The organism is Streptomyces sp. NBC_00435 (assembly GCF_036014235.1).
In the GTDB taxonomy this organism is placed as follows: Bacteria; Actinomycetota; Actinomycetes; order Streptomycetales; family Streptomycetaceae; genus Streptomyces.
Genome location: NZ_CP107924.1, coordinates 6329452 through 6347082, shown reverse-complemented (window position 1 = coordinate 6347082; position 17631 = coordinate 6329452). Strand labels below are relative to the sequence as shown.

The window sequence follows — 17631 nt, the reverse complement described above, 5'->3', positions numbered from 1 at the left end:
CCGCCACCCGCACCGGTGGTCGCCCGCCGGGGGTGGAAATCCGGCTGCGCGACGGCCCCGGCCCGGGTGACCATGTGCCATGCCTTGGACCTTCACCACCGACCTGACGGCCTATCTGGCCGCGGCGCGCACGGCCGTCGCCGCCGAGCCCGCCGTCAACACCTCCCTGCTGACCGTGATCGACGCCCTGGAGCGGCGGGGCCTCGACGCCTACGGCTCAGCCGTTCCCGTCTTCGGCTGGTGGACGGGCGAGGACACGATCGTCACCGGCGCCCTGCTCCGCACCCCGCCGCACCCGCTGCTGATCGGCGCGCTGCCCGCCCGGGCCGTCCGGGAGCTGGGCACCGCCCTCACCGCCGAGCCGCTGCTGGCGGACGTCGACGCGCTGAGCGCCCGCCGCGAGGACGCGCGGGCGCTGGCCGCCGCCTGGGGGAAGTCCACCGCGATCACCGAGGAGAACCGTCTGTACCGGCTCGCCGGGCTCCTCGCCCCGGATCCCGCCCCGGCCGGCCGGGCCCGGCCGGCCGCCGAGGCCGACCTGCCACTGCTGCTGGACTGGGTCACCGCCTTCAAGCAGGAGTCCGGGGAGGGCGGAGCCGCCTCCGAAGCGGCCCTGCGCGACCGGATCTCGTACGGGGGCATGGTGCTCTGGGAGGACGGCGGTACGCCGGTCTCGCTGGCCGGGTTCTTCCGCCCCGTCGGCGCGATGACAAGGATCGGCCCGGTCTACACCCCGCCGGAGCTGCGCGGCCGCGGCTACGCGGCCGGGGTGACGCACGCCGCGACCGAGGGCGCCCACGCGGCCGGGGCCTCGGAGGTGCTGCTCTTCGCGGACCTCGCCAATCCCACCAGCAACGGGGTCTACCAGCGCCTGGGCTACACCCCGGTCGAGGACCGCGTGGAGCTGGTCGCGACCTGAGGACAGCGGGCGGCCCTACCCCCGCCCCGTCGGCGGTTTGCGGCTGCCGGCCAGGTAGGGAGAGGGCCAGGGCGCGGCCGGGCCGGTGTAGGACTGGTCGGCGGCCGCATGGAGGGTCCAGTGCGGGTCGTAGAGGTGGGGGCGGCCCAGCGCGCAGAGGTCGGCCCGGCCCGCCAGGAGCAGGGAGTTGACGTCGTCCCAGGAGGAGATCGCTCCGACGGCGACGACCGGGACGCCCACGGCGCCGCGGATCCGGTCGGCGTACGGGGTCTGGTAGGCGCGCCCGTACTCGGGGGACTCCTCGGCCACCACCTGGCCCGTCGAGACGTCGATGGCGTCCGCCCCGTGGGCCGCGAAGGCCGCGGCGATGGCCACGGCGTCCTCGGGCGAGGTGCCGCCGGGCGCCCAGTCGGTGGCCGAGAGCCGGACCGTCATCGGCCGGTCCGCGGGCCACACCGCGCGGACCGCGTCGAAGACCTCCAGCGGGAAGCGGAGCCGGTTCTCCAGCGGGCCGCCGTAGGCGTCGGTGCGGTGGTTGGTCAGCGGGGAGAGGAAGCCCGACAGCAGGTAGCCGTGCGCGCAGTGCAGTTCCAGCAGGTCGAAGCCGCTGCCGGCGGCCCGGACGGCGGCGGCCGCGAAGTCGGAGCGGACGGCTGCGAGGTCGGCGGCGTCCAGGGCGCGGGGCACGGCCGAGACCCCGGGCCGGTAGGGCAGCGCGGAGGCGGCCACCAGGGGCCAGTTCCCGTCGGGCAGGGGGGCGTCCATGCCCTCCCACATCACCCGCGTCGAGCCCTTGCGGCCCGAGTGGCCGAGCTGGACGCCCAGGGCGGTTCCGGGCGCGGAGGTGTGCACGAAGTCGGCGATCCGCGCCCAGGCCGCCGCCTGCTCCGCGGTGTACAGCCCCGTGCAGCCCGGGGTGATCCGGCCCTCGGCGCTGACGCAGACCATCTCCGTCATCACCAGGCCGGCCCCGCCCAGTGCCCGCGCCCCGAGGTGGACCAGGTGGAAGTCGCCCGGCACGCCTTCGCCCCCGACCTCCGGGGCGTCCCCGCTCCCCGGGGCGTTCCCGCTCGCGCAAGCGCCCCCGCTCGCCGAGTACATGTCCATCGGGGAGACCACGACCCGGTTGCGCAGGGTCAGTCCCCGCAGGGTGAACGGGGTGAACATCGGCGGGGTTCCCGCACCGTCGGCGCCCTCCTCGGGGCAGCCGAACTCCCGCTCCACCGCCCGGGTGAAGCGCGGATCGCGCAGCCGCAGGTTGCCGTGGGTGACCCGCAGGCTGCGCGTGAGCAGGTTGAAGGCGAACTGGCGGGCCGGCTGGCCGACGTACCCGGCGACCTCCTCGAACCACCGCATGCTGGCGGCCGCCGCCCGCTGGGTGGAGGCCACCGCCGACCGCCGCGCGGCCTCGTACGCGGCCAGCGCGGCGGGCACGTCCGCCTCCGCCTCCACCGCCCGCTCCAGGGCGAGCGCGTCCTCCACCGCCAGCTTGGTGCCGGAGCCGATGGAGAAGTGCGCGGTGTGCGCGGCGTCCCCGATCAGCACCACGTTGCCGTGCGACCAGCGCTCGTTGACGACCGTGCGGAAGGCCGTCCACGCCGATCCGTTCCCGCGCAGCGGGCGTCCCCGCAGCGCCTCGCCGAAGACCTTCGCGCAGCGCGCCGCCGATTCCTCCTCGTCGCAGAGGTCGAAGCCCGCCGAGCGCCAGACCTCCTCGCGCATCTCGACGATCACGGTCGAGGAGTCCGCCGCGTACGGGTACGCGTGCAGCTGCATCACCCCGTACTCGGTCTCCGCGATCTCGAAGCGGAAGGCCTCGAAGGCGAAGTCGGCGGCCAGCCAGATGTAGCGGCACCGCCCGCCCGTCACGGTGGGCCGGTAGTGCGCGGCCCCGTTCTCCCGGATCCGGCTGTGCACCCCGTCCGCCGCCACCACCAGGTCGTACGAGGCCGCGAGCGTCGCGGGCTCGGGTGCCCGGGAGCGGAAGCGGAGCCGGACCCCGAGGCCGGCGCAGCGCTCGTGCAGGATCTCCAGCAGCCTGCGCCGGCCCAGCGCGGCGAATCCGTGTCCGCCGGAGGTCAGGAGGCGGCCCCGGTGCACGACGTCGATGTCGTCCCAGCGGACGAATTCCGCGCACAGGGCCGCGTAGACCACGGCGTCGGCCGCTTCGATTCCGCCGAGCGTCTCGTCGGAGAGGACCACCCCGAAGCCGAAGGTGTCGTCGGGGGCGTTCTTCTCCCAGACCTCCACCGCGTGCCCCTGCCGGGCCAGCAGCGCGGCGGCGTACAGCCCTCCCGGTCCCCCGCCGACGACCGCGACCCTCATCCCACCACCAGCGCCGGCACCAGCACCCGTCATGCGGCTACCTGCCCTTCCATTCGGGCGGCCGCTTCCCGGTGAAGGCCGCGTGGAACTCCCGGTAGTCCTCGCCGTTCATCAGCAGCGCCTGCGTGTTCGCGTCGAGCTCCACCGAGGCGGAGAGCGGCATGTCCAGCTCGGCCGTCAGCAGTGCCTTGGTCTGCGCGTACGCGAGGGCGGGACCGGCGGCGAGGTGCGCGGCGAGCTCGGCGGCCCGCGCGGCGGCCCTGCCCTCCTCGGTGACCTCGCTCAGCAGCCCGATCCGCTCGGCCTCCGGCGCCCTGACCTGCTCTCCCAGCATCAGCAGCCGAGTGGCGTGCCCGAGGCCGACGACCCGGGGCAGCAGGTAGGCGGCGCCCATGTCGCCGCCGGAGAGGCCGACCCGGGTGAAGAGAAAGGCGAAGCGGGCGGTGGGGTCGGCGATACGGAAGTCGGCGGCGAGCGCGATGACGGCCCCGGCGCCCGCGGCGACCCCGTGGACGGCCGCGATCACCGGGAAGGGGCATTCGCGCAGCGCGCGCACCACCTGGCCGGTCATCCGGTTGAAGTCGAGGAGCTGGGCGGTGTCCATGGCGAGGGTGGCGCCGATGATCTCGTCGACGTCGCCGCCGGAGCAGAAGCCGCGCCCCTCGCCGCCGAGCACGAGGGCGCGCACGGACCGCTCCCTGGACAGTTCGGCGAGGAGGTCGCGCAGGTCGGCATAGGCGCCGAAGGTGAGCGCGTTGAGCTTCTCGGGGCGGTCGAGGGTGACGGTGGCGACGCCGTCGCGCAGGTCCACCCGCAGGTGGCGCCAGCGTTCGGTCGCTGATGCGGAACCAAGGAAGGGGCTCACCCTCCCGAAGGTATCACCGGATCGTGACTACCGTCATGGAAGCGCGATAAATGGCTGGCCGGCTGTGGGCCCTGCCCGCCACACACACCGAAGGTCCCGGGCCGGTGGTACCGACGTCCCTTGCGCTCACGTCGGGGTGCCCTACGGCAGGACATTTCCACTTCGTATCGTTGAAAGCAGGATTTCCCCCGCCGCACCCCTTCGAGACCCCTTCACCCCCCTCGGCCACCACGGAACGGACGGTCCCGCCTTGCCCGACGCCTCCGCCTGGCGGATCGCCCTGCCGCACACGACAGCAGCCGTACCGATCGCCCGGGCCCTCGTCCGCACCGCGCTCGCCGACATCGAAGCGCCGGCCGACAGCGACACCGCCGAACTGCTCACCGCCGAACTGGTGGCCAACGCCGTCGAGCACACCCCTGGCGACGCCCCGATCGAGCTGGTCGTGGAGCTGCTGGCGAACGGCTGCCAGGTCGAGGTCCACGACGGCGACCCGCAGCCCCCCGCCGACCTCACCGCCCCCCGCGCGGACGACGCCCACCCCGACCCCTGGCAGGAGCACGGCCGCGGCCTGCTCCTGATCCGGACCCTGAGCTCGGCCTGCGGCCACCGCGCCACCGCGCACGGCAAGGCGGTCTGGTTCACCCTGCCGTCGCGACCGGCCCTCTAGGGCCTGTCGGCAGACTCCCGTCGGCCGATCCCTCCGGATCCGGAACCGCACCGTATGACTATGCGCCCGGTTCCGCCGACCATGCGCCCGGTTCCGCGAGCGTCGCGACGAGGACGGCCTTGATGGTGTGCAGCCGGTTCTCGGCCTCGTCGAAGACGACGGAGTGCGCGGACTCGAACACCTCGTCCGTCACCTCCAGCGACTCCAGCCCGTGCCGCTCGTGGATCTCCCGCGACACCTCGGTGCCGAGGTCGTGGAAGGCCGGCAGGCAGTGCATGAACTTCACGTCCGGGTTGCCGGTGGCGCGCAGCACGTCCATGGTGACGGCGTACGGGGCCAGGGCCTCGATCCGCTCGTCCCAGACCTCCTTCGACTCCCCCATGGACACCCAGATGTCGGTCAGCACGAAATCGGCCTGACCGACGCCCTCCGCGACGTCCTCGGTGAGGGTGATCCGCGCTCCGCTGGCCACGGCCAGCTCACGCGCCGCGGCCACCACCGGCCCGGCCGGCCAGTAGTGCTTCGGCCCGACGATCCGTACGTCCATGCCCAGCAGCGCACCGGTGACGAGGTAGGAGTTGCCCATGTTGAAGCGCGCGTCGCCGAGGTAGGCGAAGGCGATCCGCTCCAGCGGCTTGGCGCAGTGCTCGGTCATCGTGAGCACGTCGGCCAGCATCTGGGTGGGGTGCCAGTCGTCGGTGAGGCCGTTGAAGACGGGTACGCCGGCGTGGGCGGCCAGCTCTTCGACGGTGTCCTGGGCGTCCCCCCGGTACTCGATGCCGTCGAACATCCGGCCCAGCACCCGAGCGGTGTCCCGGACCGATTCCTTGTGGCCCATCTGCGAGCCCGAGGGGTCCAGGTACGTGGTGTGGGCGCCCTGGTCCGCGGCGGCGACCTCGAAGGCGCAGCGGGTGCGCGTGGAGGTCTTCTCGAAGATCAGGGCGATGTTCTTGCCCTGGAGGCGGCGCCGCTCGGTCCCGGCCTTCTTGGCCGCCTTGAGTTCGGCGGCGAGCTCGACCAGGCCGCGGAACTCGGCGGCGGTGAAGTCGAGCTCCTTGAGGAAACTGCGGCCGGCAAGATCGGTGGCCATGAGGGCGCTCCAGAGTCACGGTGACAGGGGATGCTGGAAGTCTATACGATCCTCTGTATTGATATACAGGCGCGGCCGCATGAAGCCCTCCTCCGACCGAACCCCGCCGAACCCCGGTACCACCCGCCCCCGGCCCCGTCCCCGTCCCCAGCCGGCTAGGCCACCGCGTCCCGCTCCACCGGACAGCTCATGCACCGCGGCCCGCCCCGCCCGCGCCCCAGCTCACTGCCCGGGATCTCGATCACCTCGATGCCCTGCTTGCGCAGATGGGTGTTGGTCGTGACGTTCCGCTCGTAGGCGACGACCACGCCCGGCTCCACGGCCAGTACGTTGCATCCGTCGTCCCACTGCTCGCGCTCCGCGGCGTGCACGTCCTGGGTCGCCGTGAGCACCCGGATCTCGGGCAGTCCGAGCGCGGCGGCGATGGCCCTGTGCATGTGTTCCGGCCGGTGGTCGGTCACCTTCAGTTCGCTCACACCGTCGCCCGGCTCGATCGTGTAGGAGCGCAGCATGCCCAGGCCCGCGTACTGGGTGAACGTATCTGCGTCCACCATCGTCATCACCGTGTCCAGGTGCATGAACGCCCGCCGCTTGGGCATGTCCAGCGCCACGATCGTCGTCGCCGACCCGGCGGCGAACAGCCCGCGCGCCAGCATCTCCACCGCCTGCGGGGTGGTCCGCTCGCTCATCCCGATCAGCACGGCGCCGTTGCCGAGGACCAGGACGTCGCCGCCCTCGATGGTGGAGGGGTAGTCGGCCTGCCCCTGCGACCAGTAGTGGAAGGCTCCGGAGGCGGTGAACAGCGGGTGGTGCCTGTAGATGGCCTCGAAGTGCACGGTCTCGCGCTGCCGGGCCGGCCACCGCATCGAGTTGATGGACACCCCGTCGTAGATCCAGGCCGAGGTGTCCCGGGTGAACAGGTGGTTGGGCAGCGGCCCCAGCAGGAAGCCGTCCAGCTCCAGGGCGTGGAAGCGGACCGACACCGGCTCCGCGTGCCGCTCCAGGAACTCCCTCTTCGTCATCCCACCGACCAGCGCCTCGGCCAGGTCCGCCGAGGACAGCCCGTCGAAGACCGCGCGCAGGTGGTCGGTGGCGAGCGGACCGTACTCCTTCTCGTCGAAGACCCGGTCCAGTACGAGGTGTCTGGCCTCCGGGAGCTCCAGCGTCTCCACCAGCAGGTCACCGAAGAGGTTGACCTCCACCCCCCGGTCGCGCAGTACGTCGGCGAAGCCGTCATGCTCCTGGCGCGCCCGGCGCACCCACAGCACGTCGTCGAAGAGCAGCGCGTCCTTGTTGCTCGGTGTGAGCCTCTTCAGCTCCAGGTCGGGGCGGTGGAGGATGACACGGCGCAGCCGCCCGGTCTCGGAATCGACATGGAATCCCATGCCGTACACGTTCGCAGACCGGGCGGCTTTTTGACGTGGCGTCGGCCCAAGCGGGTTCGGCCCGGTGGGTTCGACGCGATGGGACGGGGTCCGTTCAGCGCAGGCCGAGGAGGGCCTGCGGTGCGCCCGTGATCTCCGGAGCGATCACGCCCAGCGCGGGGGTGGTGACGTTCGGCAGGCCGTAGTTGGACCCGTCGGGCATCGACAGCGGGGAGCCGACGAGCAGTCCCGGGGTGCGGGTGCGCACGGTGGTCGCGGGCGCGTCGAGCGAGCCCTCGCCATCGGTCTCGGGCCGGCCCGCCAGGTTCGGCACCGGGGAGGTGACGAGGGTGTTCCCGAGCTCCGTGCCGATCGGCACCACCGGGAGCAGCGGGGTCGGCAGCATGTCGCCCGTGTGGTGCACGGGTACCTGGGGGGCGCCGACGACCGGCACCGGCACTCCGGTGGCCAGGTGCGGGACGTCCACGCCGAGCGTGGTCCGCACCGCGTCCAGCGGGACCCCCACGGGTACCGCGTCGGCCATGGCCGGGGTGGCCGCGCCGGCCGCTGCCATACAGGTCATGAGTGCCGCAATGCTTCCGCGCGCGGTCATCTTCATAGGTGACGTTCCGTCCTTCCAGGGTCGCGGACATTCCGCTGCCCTGGATGAACGATCCCGCCAGTGGTTTTCCCGGAGTTCTTCGCGAAAGTTCCCCCATACGACCTAATGCGCGGCCGTACGGGGGGTCTTCCTTGACGCCGTCAGAGCCTCGGGTCGACCGGCTCCGACTCCAGTGCGAGGACCGCGAACACCGCCTCGTGGACCCGCCACAGCGGTTCCTCGGCGGCGAGCCGGTCCAGGGCCTCCAGACCGAGCGCGTACTCGCGCAGCGCGAGCGAGCGCTTGTGCCCGAGGTGGCGCTGGCGCAGCCGCTCCAGGTGGTCCGGGCGCGTGTACTCAGGACCGTAGATGATCCGCAGGTACTCGCGTCCGCGGACCTTCACCCCCGGCTGCACCAGCCGGCCCTTGCCGTCCCTGGCGTACGCCTGGAGCGGTTTGACGACCATGCCCTCGCCGCCGGCGGCCGTCAGCTCCAGCCACCAGTCGGTGCCCGCCCGTACGGAGGCCTCGTCGGCGGTGTCCACCAGGATCCGGCCGGTGCGCCGCAGCAGTCCGGTCCCGGAGGCCTCGTCGGCGGCGACGAGCCGGTCCAGCCAGAACAGCTGCTCGTCGTGGGGTACGGCCGCCAGCGAGCGTTCGGCCGCCGCCAGCAGCTGGAACGGTGCGAACCGTACGCCCTCCAGCCCGTCGGTGGTCCAGCAGTAGCGCCGGTAGGCCTCGGTGAACCGCGCCGCGTCGGCGGCCCGCCCGCGCTGGCGCTCCAGGATCTCCCCGGTGTCCACGCCCCGGGCGGCGGCCGCCTCCAGGGCGGCGACGGCGTCCGGGAAGACGGCGCGGGAGGCGGCGCCCACGGCGGCGTACTGGTTGCGCAGCAGGCCGCCGGACTTCAGCGACCAGGGCAGCAGTTCGCCGTCGACGAGCAGCCAGTCGGTGGCCAGCTCCTCCCACAGCCCGGCGTCGGTGACCGCCGCGCGGAGCCGGGCGAGGACCTCCTCGGTGACCTCGGGATCCTTGAAGAAGGGCCGTCCGGTGCGGGTGTACACGGACCCGGTGGGGCCGTCGACCCCGAAGCGCTCGCGGGCCGCGCCGGCGTCCTTGCAGATCAGTACGGTGGCGCGGGAGCCCATGTGCTTCTCCTCGCACACGACCTGGGCGATGCCGTCCTTGCGGTACTGCGCGAACGCCTCGGCCGGGTGCTCCAGGAAGCCCTCCTCCACCGAGGTGGCGGTGGGGGCCATGGTCGGCGGGAGGTACGGCACCAGGCGCGGGTCGACCGCGAAGCGGCTCATGACCTCCAGGGCGGCGGCCGCGTTCTCCTCGCGGACGTTGACGTTGCCCAGGTGCCGGGTCTCGACGATCCGGCGGCCCTGGACGTCGGAGAGGTCGAGCGGGCGCCCGTCGTGGCCGCCCGGCGCCTCGGCAACGAGCGGCTTGACCGGCTCGTACCAGACCTTCTCGGCCGGTACGTCGACCAGTTCGCGCTCCGGCCAGCGCAGGGCGGTCATCTTCCCGCCGAAGACGGCTCCGGTGTCCAGGCAGATGGTGTTGTTGATCCAGGCGGTGTCCGGGACCGGGGTGTGGCCGTAGACCACGACGGCCTTGCCCCGGTAGTCCTCGGCCCACGGGTAGCGCACGGGCAGCCCGAACTCGTCGGTCTCGCCCGTGGTCTCCCCGTACAGGGCGTGCGAGCGCACCCGGCCGGAGGTGCGGCCGTGGTACTTCTCGGGCAGCCCGGCGTGGCAGACGACGAGCTTCCCGCCGTCGAGGACGTAGTGACTGACCAGGCCCTGGATGAAGGCGCGGACCTCCTGGACGAACTCCTCGGGCTCCGCGGCGAGCTGCTCGACGGTCTCGGCGAGGCCGTGGGTCAGCTGGACCTTGGATCCCTTGAGGTGACGGGCGAGCTTGTTCTCGTGGTTCCCGGGCACGCACAGGGCGTTGCCGGAGCCGACCATGCCCATCACCCGGCGCAGTACGCCGGGACTGTCCGGGCCGCGGTCGACGAGGTCGCCGACGAAGACGGCGGTACGGCCCGCGGGGTGGGCGCCGTCCTCGTAGCCGAGCTTGGCGAGCAGGGTCTCCAGCTCGGAGGCACAGCCGTGGATGTCACCGATGATGTCGAAGGGGCCGGTGAGGTGGGTGAGGTCGTTGAAGCGCTTCTCGAGGACCACCTCCGCCGACTCCACCTCCTCGGGCGTGCGCAGTACGTGCACCTTGCGGAAGCCCTCGCGCTCCAGGCCGCGCAGCGAGCGGCGCAGTTCGCGGCGGTGGCGCTGGATGACGGCACGGGGCAGCTTGGCCCGCTCCGGGCGGGCCGCGTTGCGCTCGGCACAGACCTGCTCGGGCAGGTCGAGGACGATCGCGATGGGCAGGACGTCGTACTCGCGGGCCAGCTGGACCAACTGCCGGCGGGACTCCGCCTGGACGCTGGTGGCGTCGATCACGGTGAGGCGGCCGGCGGCGAGCCGCTTTCCCGCGATGTAGTGCAGGACCTCGAAGGCGTCCTTGCTGGCGCTCTGGTCGTTCTCGTCGTCGGCGACCAGGCCCCGGCAGTAGTCCGAGGAGATGACCTCGGTGGACTTGAAGTGCCGGCGGGCGAAGGTGGACTTGCCCGAGCCGGTGGCCCCTATCAGGACGACGAGGGACAGGTCGGTGACGGGAAGTACGAGGGTGCGACCGGTTGCGGTCGCACCCTCGGTCGCGGTCTTGGTCCCGGTCCCGGTCCCGGTCTCGGTCTCGGTCATGCCGCCTCGCCCTCCTTCGGGGTGTCGGTGGTACCAGCGGTAGTGGTGGCGGTGCTCTGCGCCCCGGCCGTCAGGGTGAAGGCGGCCATCTGGGTCGGCGGCCCCACCTCGGGGTCCTCGTCCCCGACGGCCGCGTACGCGACGGTGTAGCCGTACCGGGAGGCGACCTGGCCGGCCCAGGACCGGAACTCCTCACGGGTCCACTCGAAGCGGTGGTCGCCGTGCCGGACGTGCCCGGCGGGCAGGGTCTCCCAGCGGACGTTGTACTCGACGTTCGGGGTGGTCACGAGGACCGTTCGGGGCCGGGCCGACCCGAACACCGCGTACTCCAGGGCGGGCAGCCGCTCCAGGTCCAGGTGCTCGATGACCTCGCTCAGCACGGCCGCGTCATAGCCCACGAGCCGCTTGTCGGTGTACGCGAGCGAACCCTGCGTCAGGCGGACGCGGGAACGCTGCCGCTCCCCCATCCGCTCCAGCCGCAGCCGCTTCGCGGCGACGTTCAGGGCCCGGACGGACACGTCGACGCCGACGATCTCGGTGTACGCCGGGTCCCCCAGTAGCGCCTGCACCAGCTGGCCCTGGCCGCAACCGAGGTCGAGGACGCGGGCGGCCCCGGCGGCGCGCAGCGCGGCCAGAATCGCCTCGCGGCGCCGCACCGCGAGCGGAACGGGCCGCTCCTCGGTGTCGCGGGACTCGTCCACGGCGTTGTCGAGCTCCTCGACCTCGCTGCCGTCGGCCTCGGCGAGGCGGACCAGCTCCAGGCGCTCCAGTGCGTCCCGGGTCAGCCGCTTGTGGCGGGCCAGGTAGCGGGAGGTGATCAGCCCGCTCTCCGGGTGCTCGGCCAGCCAGCCGTCCCCGGCGCGCAGCAGCTTGTCCACCTCGTCGGGGGCGATCCAGTAGTGCTTGGCGTCGTCGAGGACGGGCAGCAGCACGTACAGCCCGCGCAGCGCGTCGCGGAGGCGCAGCTCGCCCTCCAGGACCAGGCGTACGTACCGGGAATCGCCCCATTCGGGGAAGGTCTCGTCGAGCGCGACCGGGGTGGCCGTGACCGTCTCCCAGCCCAGCGGGCCGAAAAGCCGGCGCACGAGCTCGGCCCCGCCCCGGGCGGGCAGGACCGGGATCTCGATCCGCAGCGGGCGGACCTGGGCCGGCAGCTCGGGGCGGGCGGCGCACTCGCCCTTCAGCGCGGTGCGGAACACTCCGCTCAGGGCGACGGCAAGCAGCGAGGAAGCCGCGTACGGACGGTCGTTGACGTACTGCGCGAGCGCCGCGTCCGGGGTACCGCCCTGGCCCTTGCCCTGGCCGCGCCGCACGAGCGCGACGGGATCCACCTCCAGGAGCAGGCCCGCCGTGCACCGCTCGGCCGTGGCTTCGGGGTAGAAGACGTGGGCGGTGCCGTGGGAGGTGGAGAACGCCTGCGTCCTGCCGGGATGCTTGTGCAGGAGAAAGCCCAGGTCGGTGGCTGGGTGCTCGGCCGTGCCGGTCGTGGAGATCGTCAGGAACATGCGCCTGAGTATGTGCTGACGGATCCGGCCGGACCAACGCGTTTTGTGCGCCCGGGGGCCGGGACGGCCTCCGCGGGCGGCCGGCGGTCGGACGTGGTCGGCCGCTCGACGGTCAACGGGCCGCCCGCGAGGGGGCGCAGAGGTGATGACGTATCAATCATGACAGGTCAGAGCGTGTTTTCGTAGGACCAAGGGCACAGTCGAATGCCCTTGTTTGGACCCCTGTGCGGCTTTCAGAATCTCCCTCATGAATCCCACGGAGAACATCAATCACGACGCCGTGCTGCGCGCCCGGGTGGCCCTCCTCGGATCGGGGACGCTGCCGGTCCGGGAGCAGGTCGCCGCTTACCGCGTTCTCGTCCAGGTGAGTCCGCTGGCCTTCCTCCCCCTGCTGGCGGCCGCGTTGTTCGCGTACAGCCGCCAGGAGTTCTCCCACCGCCCCGGGATCGCGCTCGCCCTGCGCACCGAATCCGTCGCCGCCGCGCGGCGGATGTGCGCACTGGAGCCCGAACGGACCCAGTTGCTCATCACCGCGCTGGTCCACTGTCGCGAGCAGCTCGCCCTCATGGACCGACCCGCGGAACTGGCCTCCGTGGAGGCGGAGATGACCGCGCTCATCGCCTCGGGCGGGGGACTGGCGAGTGTGCGCTGGGACCACGGCGGCGCGTAGCGCCATCGCGGCCGAACGGTAGCCCCGCCGGCCGCACGGGCCCGGCGCGGCTACCGTTCGGCCGCCAGCTCCGCGATCCGGGCCGGGCCGATCCGGCAGCAGCCGCCGATGAGGCGGGCTCCGGCGCGGCGCCAGGCGGCCGTTGGCCAGGGAACCGGGACGGCCGGGGGCCGCCAGGTCCGGGTCGCGGCGTCCCAGACCGAGCCGTCGTTGGGGTAGGCCAGCAGCGGTTTGCCGGTGACGGCGGCCGCCGCCTCCAGGGCCGGGAGCACGTCGGCGGGGTCGCAGCAGTTCACTCCGGCCGCGATGACCTGCGGGAACCGCTCGGCGAGGGCGAAGGCCCCGGCCAGTGAACCACCGGCCCGGGTCAGGCCGCCCGCCACCGTGTAGCTCAGCCAGGCACGGGCGCCCGTCTCCGCGAGCACGAGGAGCAGGGCCTCGGCCTCGGTGGCGTCCGGGATCGTCTCCAGGGCCAGGACGTCGGGGCCCTGCGCGAGCAGCGCCGCGATCCGGGGCCGGTGGAAGTCCGCCAGCTCGCGCACGCTCAGGCCGTACCGGCCGCGGTACTCGGAGCCGTCCGCCAGTACCGCCCCGTACGGGCCCACGGACGCGGCGACCCACACCTCGTGGTCCGCCTCCCGGGCCGCCCCGGCGGCCAGGCGCACACTGCGCCGCAGCAGGGCCGTCGTCAGCTCCGGGCCGTGGCCGCGCCGGGCGGGGGCGGCGTACCCCACCTGGTAGCTCGCGGTGATCAGCACCTCGGCGCCGGCCCGCGCGTACGCGGTGTGCGCAGCCGCCACCTGGTCCGGCCGCTCGGCGAGCACGCGGCCGGTCCAGAGGCCGCCGGACAGGTCGCAGCCCTGGTCGGCGAGCTGGTTGCTCAGCCCGCCGTCCAGGAGCACGACCCTGCCGCCGGGGCCGGTCAGGGCCCCGGCGAGCGGGCCGGACGCGCGGGGCACGGCGCCTGCCCCCGTCAGCCGAGCTGGGACAGGACCTGGGCCGAGATCAGCTCCAGGTGGTCCAGGTCGCCGAGGTCGAGCAGCTGGAGGTAGAGGCGGGAGGAGCCGACGGCCTCGTACGCCGCGATCCGCTCCACCACCTCGGCCGGGGACCCGGCCAGGCCGTTGGCCTTGAGCTCGTCCACCTCGCGGCCGATGGCGGCGGCCCGCCGGGCCACTTCGGCGTCGTCCTTGCCCACGCAGACGACGAGGGCGTTGGAGTAGACGAGGTCTCCGGGCTTGCGGCCCGCCTCCTCCGCGGCCGCTCGGACCCGGCCGAACTGCCGCTCGCTGTCGGCGATCGAGGCGAACGGCATGTTGAACTCGTCCGCGTACCGCGCGGCGAGGCGCGGGGTGCGCTTCGCCCCGTGACCGCCGATCAGGACGGGGATCCTGTCCTGGGCCGGCTTGGGCAGCGCCGGGGAGTTCTCCACCTGGTAGTGGACTCCCGCGTAGTCGAAGGTGGCGCCGGGCGCGGTCGCCCACAGGCCGGTGACGATCGCCAGCTGCTCCTCCAGCCGGGCGAGGCGCTCGGCCGGGAAGGGAATGCCGTAGGCCTTGTGCTCCTCCTCGAACCAGCCCGCGCCCAGGCCAAGTTCGATCCGTCCGCCCGACATCTGGTCGACCTGGGCGACCTGGATGGCGAGCACCCCGGGCAGCCGGAAGGTGCCGGCCGTCATCAGCGTGCCCAGCCGGATCCGCTTGGTCTCACGGGCCAGACCGGCCAGGGTGATCCAGGCGTCGGTGGGTCCGGGCAGACCGTCGGCCGAGCCCATGCGCAGATAGTGGTCCGAGCGGAAGAAGGCGTCAAAACCCAGGTCCTCGGTGGCCTTGGCGACGCTCAGGAGGGTGTCGTAGCTCGCGCCCTGCTGGGGCTCGGTGAAGATACGGAGATCCATGTCTCCATCCTGCCCTTTCGGCCCCGGCCGGGTGAATCTGAGTCAACCGGGCGTTCCCCCGCCGCCCGCGCCAGTGACCAGCCCGGACGGGGATCGTTGCTCGGACGGAGCCGGACCGCCCGGCCCGCGCGCCGGCGGCCTTCGCCGGTGCGTCCATCCCCCCTTCCCCCTCGGAAGGGCCAGGGCCGAGGAGGCCGCCATGTCCCAGGAGTCCGCGCCGGAGATCCGCCGTCAGGACTGTCAGACCGGGCAGGCAGCGCACGACCACGCAGGCCAGGAGTCCGCGGTACCTGCCCAGGGCGGCGCACCGAAGGGCCTGCTGCAGCAGATGGAAGAGCTGATGGCCGCGCTGAACGCCGACCTCTCGCAGCTCGACGCCGACCTCCAGTCCTCCACCGACCGCAGTCCCGGCACCCCGCTGCCCCAGGGCAGCCGCACCCCGGAGAGCGAACAGCGCCCGTCCTACCCGTCGTACTGACCGCCCGGGTCCCGTCGCGCGCGGCGGGACCCCACCCGGTACATCACCCGGACGTCACGCCCACCCGGTGCTCCCCCGGGCCGCGCGATCCCCGCGCCCCGGACCGTGCCGGCCGGCGCCCCGGGATCAGGCCACGCCGGACGCGGAGCCCCGCTCGCGCACGGTCATCCTGCGCAGGATCGCCCGTACCCGGTCGCTCGACTCGTCGGCCGCGTCTATCGACTCTATGCACTGCCAGTACAGACCCTCGTCGTCCGTCCCGCAGGCCACCCCGACCAGTGCTATGCCCACTTCGCCCAGCAGCGCCTGGAGCCCGAGCAGCGCCTGCCGGGCATCCGTCACCACGGTCAGCTGCGCCGCCCGCGGCGGGAGATCGGGCGCGTAGCCCTCTCCGCGCAGAGCCGCCCGGTCCAGTACCCCACAGCCTCTGCTTCCCGCTTCACCCAGCCCCCGTGCCTCCGATCTCAGCTCCGGCGGCCCGGTGACCGCCAGCCAGCTCCCTATGCCCTGTGCGAGGGCCTGCGCCTGCCAGGCCTCGCCCACGATGTCCCACGCAGCCCCGCTCTGTGCCAGCGCGTGCCGTCCGGCTGCGATGAGCCGTACCGCGTCCATATGCCGTCCCCCGTCCGCACGACATCTTGCCGTTCTCTCCACTACCCAGAGTGAGGGCAACGAGCCGGTAAAGCCAGGGGTATTCGGAAATTGTGGACACAAACATGGTTGTGGATAAGTCCATCACTCCGAAGAGTGACGGTCTGCCACCGAAGCGCCCGGCACGGGGAACCGCAGCTCGTTCCGCTCGATCTTCGCGGCGAGCGCATCCAGCACATCGACCCCGAGAACCTCACAGAACTGCAGCAGATACGCGAGCACATCGGCCACCTCGTCGGCCACTCTGTGTGCTGATTCCGGCTTCTCCATGACCTTCGCCGACTGTTCCGGCGTCAGCCACTGGAAGATCTCGACCAGTTCGGCCGCCTCCACGCTCAGCGCCACCGCCAGGTTCTTGGGCGTGTGGAACGGCTCCCACCCCCGTGCCGCCGCGAAATCGGCGAGCCGCCGCTGCAGCCGGTCGATCCGCTCGCGTCCCTGCACTTCCTGCACTTCCTGGTCTTCCTGGTCTTCCTTCACATCCTCTTCCTTCGCTTCCATCGCTTCCTTCATGCGCCCAGGTCTACCACCGAGATGCCCGGCATCCCCCTCACCGCCGTCGCGCACGCCCCGCCCACCGAGGCCGCCAGCCTGACCTGCCCGCGCCCGCACGCCAGTACGGCCAGCCGCAGCAGTTCGGCGGTCTGCCGCCCGTCCAGGTCTCGGTCGAAGCCGTCGGCGAGCACGGTCAGGGCCTGCTGGGCGGACAGCAGCTCGGCGGCCGGGTCCATGGCCAGCACTCCCGGCCCGGTCAGCAGCACCAGCGCGAGGGAGAGGAAGCGCAGTTCGCCCGCGCCGAGCCGGCCCAGTTCGGTCGGGGGCCGGACGGCGCCGCGGTCCAGCAGGCCGGTGACCGGGCCGCCGCCCGCGGGGACCCGGACGTCCAGCCCGGCCACCGGCCCGGCGCAGCCGTTGCGGGCGGCCTCGGTGAGCAGTCCGTAGCGCGTGGCGCACTCCAGCCGGGTCCGGCGCAGCACGTCGGCCAGGTTGGCGCAGTCGCCCAGCAGCCGCCCCTCCCCCTGCGCGGCCGGCTCCCGCATCCGCTCCGGGCGGGGGTCGCAGGGGAACACCGAGCGCAGCGCGACCACCACCTGCTCGGCGGCGGCCAGTACCCGCCGCTGCCCCTCGGTGGCCCCCGCCACCCGCAGCGGCAGCAGCGCGGTGCCGAGCCGGTCGTCGGGCAGCGGGGCCCTGGTGTACCCGGTGGCTCCGCCGGTAAGCCAGGCCGCCTGGACGGACCGCCGCCCGGGATCGCGCAGAGCGGTGCCGAGCAGGATCTGCCCGTCCGCCGAGAGCCGTTCACCGACGATCCGCAGCGTGGGCTCCGCCTGGACGGCGAGCTCCAGCCGGACCGGCCCGGCGGGGCCGTCGACCGTGCAGCCGATCCGGAACCCCCGGCGCCGCTCCGCGTCGGGCACCGCCCGGTCCGGAATGCGGGCCCGCGGATCCGGGAACACCTCTTCGAGCGCGGTCCCGGCGCCCAGCGCGGCCAGCGCTCCGTAGGCCTCCAGCACCTGGGACTTGCCGCTGCCGCTCGGCCCGGCGAAGAGGGTGACGGGCCCGAGGGCGAACCGGGCCCCGCGGTGCGCCCCGTAGGCGGAGAGCCGCAACTCGGTGACGGCGGGCCGCAGATGCGCTCCCCCGGCGGCCGGGACCGGGCCGGCGGCGGTGGCGGTGGCGGCGGCGGGAACGGCGGAATCAGCGCCGGACGCGGCGCCCGGCATGGCACCAGGCGCGGCGCCGGGCCGGACGGCAGGTGCGACGCCGGGCACGCCGCCAGGAGGAGCGGCGGAATCGACAGGGGCGAGGGGCGCAGTCATGCGCGGGACGG

The 17631-nt window shown here is 73.2% G+C and carries 16 protein-coding genes; 4 read left to right on the top strand and 12 right to left on the bottom strand.

What is annotated here, in order from left to right; genetic code table 11:
* Positions 1-79 precede the first annotated feature (79 nt).
* On the top strand, positions 80-919 hold the full coding sequence (locus OG389_RS28790) for a GNAT family N-acetyltransferase (RefSeq protein WP_328301342.1): 840 nt from the start codon (positions 80-82) through the stop codon (positions 917-919).
* A gap of 15 nt (positions 920-934) precedes the next feature.
* Here OG389_RS28790 and OG389_RS28785 read toward each other — a convergent pair whose 3' ends face one another.
* Both OG389_RS28785 and OG389_RS28780 read right to left on the bottom strand, forming a co-directional pair.
* Positions 935-3277: an oxidoreductase gene (locus OG389_RS28785; protein WP_328301341.1), complete on the bottom strand. Its 2343-nt coding sequence runs from the start codon at positions 3275-3277 to the stop codon at positions 935-937.
* A gap of 4 nt (positions 3278-3281) precedes the next feature.
* Positions 3282-4109, bottom strand: coding sequence for an enoyl-CoA hydratase family protein (locus OG389_RS28780; RefSeq protein WP_328301339.1), 828 nt, complete (start codon positions 4107-4109; stop codon positions 3282-3284).
* 250 nt (positions 4110-4359) lie between these two features.
* On the opposite strand from OG389_RS28780, the gene OG389_RS28775 reads away from it, so the two are divergent.
* On the top strand, positions 4360-4779 hold the full coding sequence (locus OG389_RS28775; RefSeq protein ID WP_328301338.1) for an ATP-binding protein: 420 nt from the start codon (positions 4360-4362) through the stop codon (positions 4777-4779).
* A gap of 58 nt (positions 4780-4837) precedes the next feature.
* On the opposite strand, the gene argF is transcribed toward OG389_RS28775, so the two are convergent.
* The 5 genes from argF to OG389_RS28750 form a co-directional block, all read right to left on the bottom strand.
* Positions 4838-5869 (bottom strand): ornithine carbamoyltransferase, encoded by a 1032-nt coding sequence (argF, locus tag OG389_RS28770; protein ID WP_328301337.1) that lies wholly within the window; start codon positions 5867-5869, stop codon positions 4838-4840.
* Positions 5870-6024: 155 nt separating this feature from the next.
* Positions 6025-7254, bottom strand: coding sequence for an arginine deiminase (locus tag OG389_RS28765; protein ID WP_328301336.1), 1230 nt, complete (start codon positions 7252-7254; stop codon positions 6025-6027).
* A gap of 94 nt (positions 7255-7348) precedes the next feature.
* The gene (locus tag OG389_RS28760) at positions 7349-7816 is read right to left on the bottom strand and encodes a hypothetical protein (protein WP_328301335.1); all 468 of its coding nucleotides are present in this window, start codon (positions 7814-7816) and stop codon (positions 7349-7351) included.
* Positions 7817-7995: 179 nt separating this feature from the next.
* Positions 7996-10599, bottom strand: a complete 2604-nt coding sequence (locus OG389_RS28755) for a polynucleotide kinase-phosphatase (protein ID WP_328301334.1) — start codon at positions 10597-10599, stop codon at positions 7996-7998.
* Positions 10596-12104 carry a 3' terminal RNA ribose 2'-O-methyltransferase Hen1 gene (locus tag OG389_RS28750; protein WP_328301333.1) on the bottom strand — a complete coding sequence of 503 codons (1509 nt, stop codon included), beginning with the start codon at positions 12102-12104 and terminating at the stop codon, positions 10596-10598. The genes OG389_RS28755 and OG389_RS28750 overlap by 4 nt, the downstream gene beginning before the upstream one ends.
* Before the next feature lie 247 nt (positions 12105-12351).
* Here OG389_RS28750 and OG389_RS28745 point away from each other — a divergent pair, with 247 nt between their 5' ends.
* Positions 12352-12774 (top strand): hypothetical protein, encoded by a 423-nt coding sequence (locus OG389_RS28745; RefSeq protein WP_328301332.1) that lies wholly within the window; start codon positions 12352-12354, stop codon positions 12772-12774.
* Between the two features lie 50 nt (positions 12775-12824).
* Here the strand turns inward: OG389_RS28745 and mmuM are convergent, their stop codons facing one another.
* Together mmuM and OG389_RS28735 are read right to left on the bottom strand one after the other, a co-directional pair.
* Positions 12825-13733, bottom strand: a complete 909-nt coding sequence (mmuM, locus tag OG389_RS28740) for a homocysteine S-methyltransferase (protein ID WP_328301331.1) — start codon at positions 13731-13733, stop codon at positions 12825-12827.
* Between the two features lie 14 nt (positions 13734-13747).
* Positions 13748-14671 (bottom strand): LLM class F420-dependent oxidoreductase, encoded by a 924-nt coding sequence (locus tag OG389_RS28735; protein WP_328301330.1) that lies wholly within the window; start codon positions 14669-14671, stop codon positions 13748-13750.
* 199 nt (positions 14672-14870) lie between these two features.
* Here OG389_RS28735 and OG389_RS28730 point away from each other — a divergent pair, with 199 nt between their 5' ends.
* Complete coding sequence (locus tag OG389_RS28730) at positions 14871-15149, top strand: hypothetical protein (protein ID WP_328304369.1); 279 nt, start codon at positions 14871-14873, stop codon at positions 15147-15149.
* Between the two features lie 126 nt (positions 15150-15275).
* Here OG389_RS28730 and OG389_RS28725 read toward each other — a convergent pair whose 3' ends face one another.
* The 3 genes from OG389_RS28725 to OG389_RS28715 all read right to left on the bottom strand — a co-directional run bounded on the left by OG389_RS28725 (position 15276) and on the right by OG389_RS28715 (position 17620).
* Positions 15276-15761, bottom strand: coding sequence for a DUF6099 family protein (locus OG389_RS28725; RefSeq protein WP_328301328.1), 486 nt, complete (start codon positions 15759-15761; stop codon positions 15276-15278).
* A 123-nt stretch (positions 15762-15884) separates the two neighbouring features.
* Positions 15885-16226 carry a nucleotide pyrophosphohydrolase gene (locus OG389_RS28720; RefSeq protein WP_328304174.1) on the bottom strand — a complete coding sequence of 114 codons (342 nt, stop codon included), beginning with the start codon at positions 16224-16226 and terminating at the stop codon, positions 15885-15887.
* An 83-nt stretch (positions 16227-16309) separates the two neighbouring features.
* Positions 16310-17620 carry an ATP-binding protein gene (locus OG389_RS28715; RefSeq protein ID WP_328301327.1) on the bottom strand — a complete coding sequence of 437 codons (1311 nt, stop codon included), beginning with the start codon at positions 17618-17620 and terminating at the stop codon, positions 16310-16312.
* Between the last annotated feature and the right edge of the window lie 11 nt (positions 17621-17631).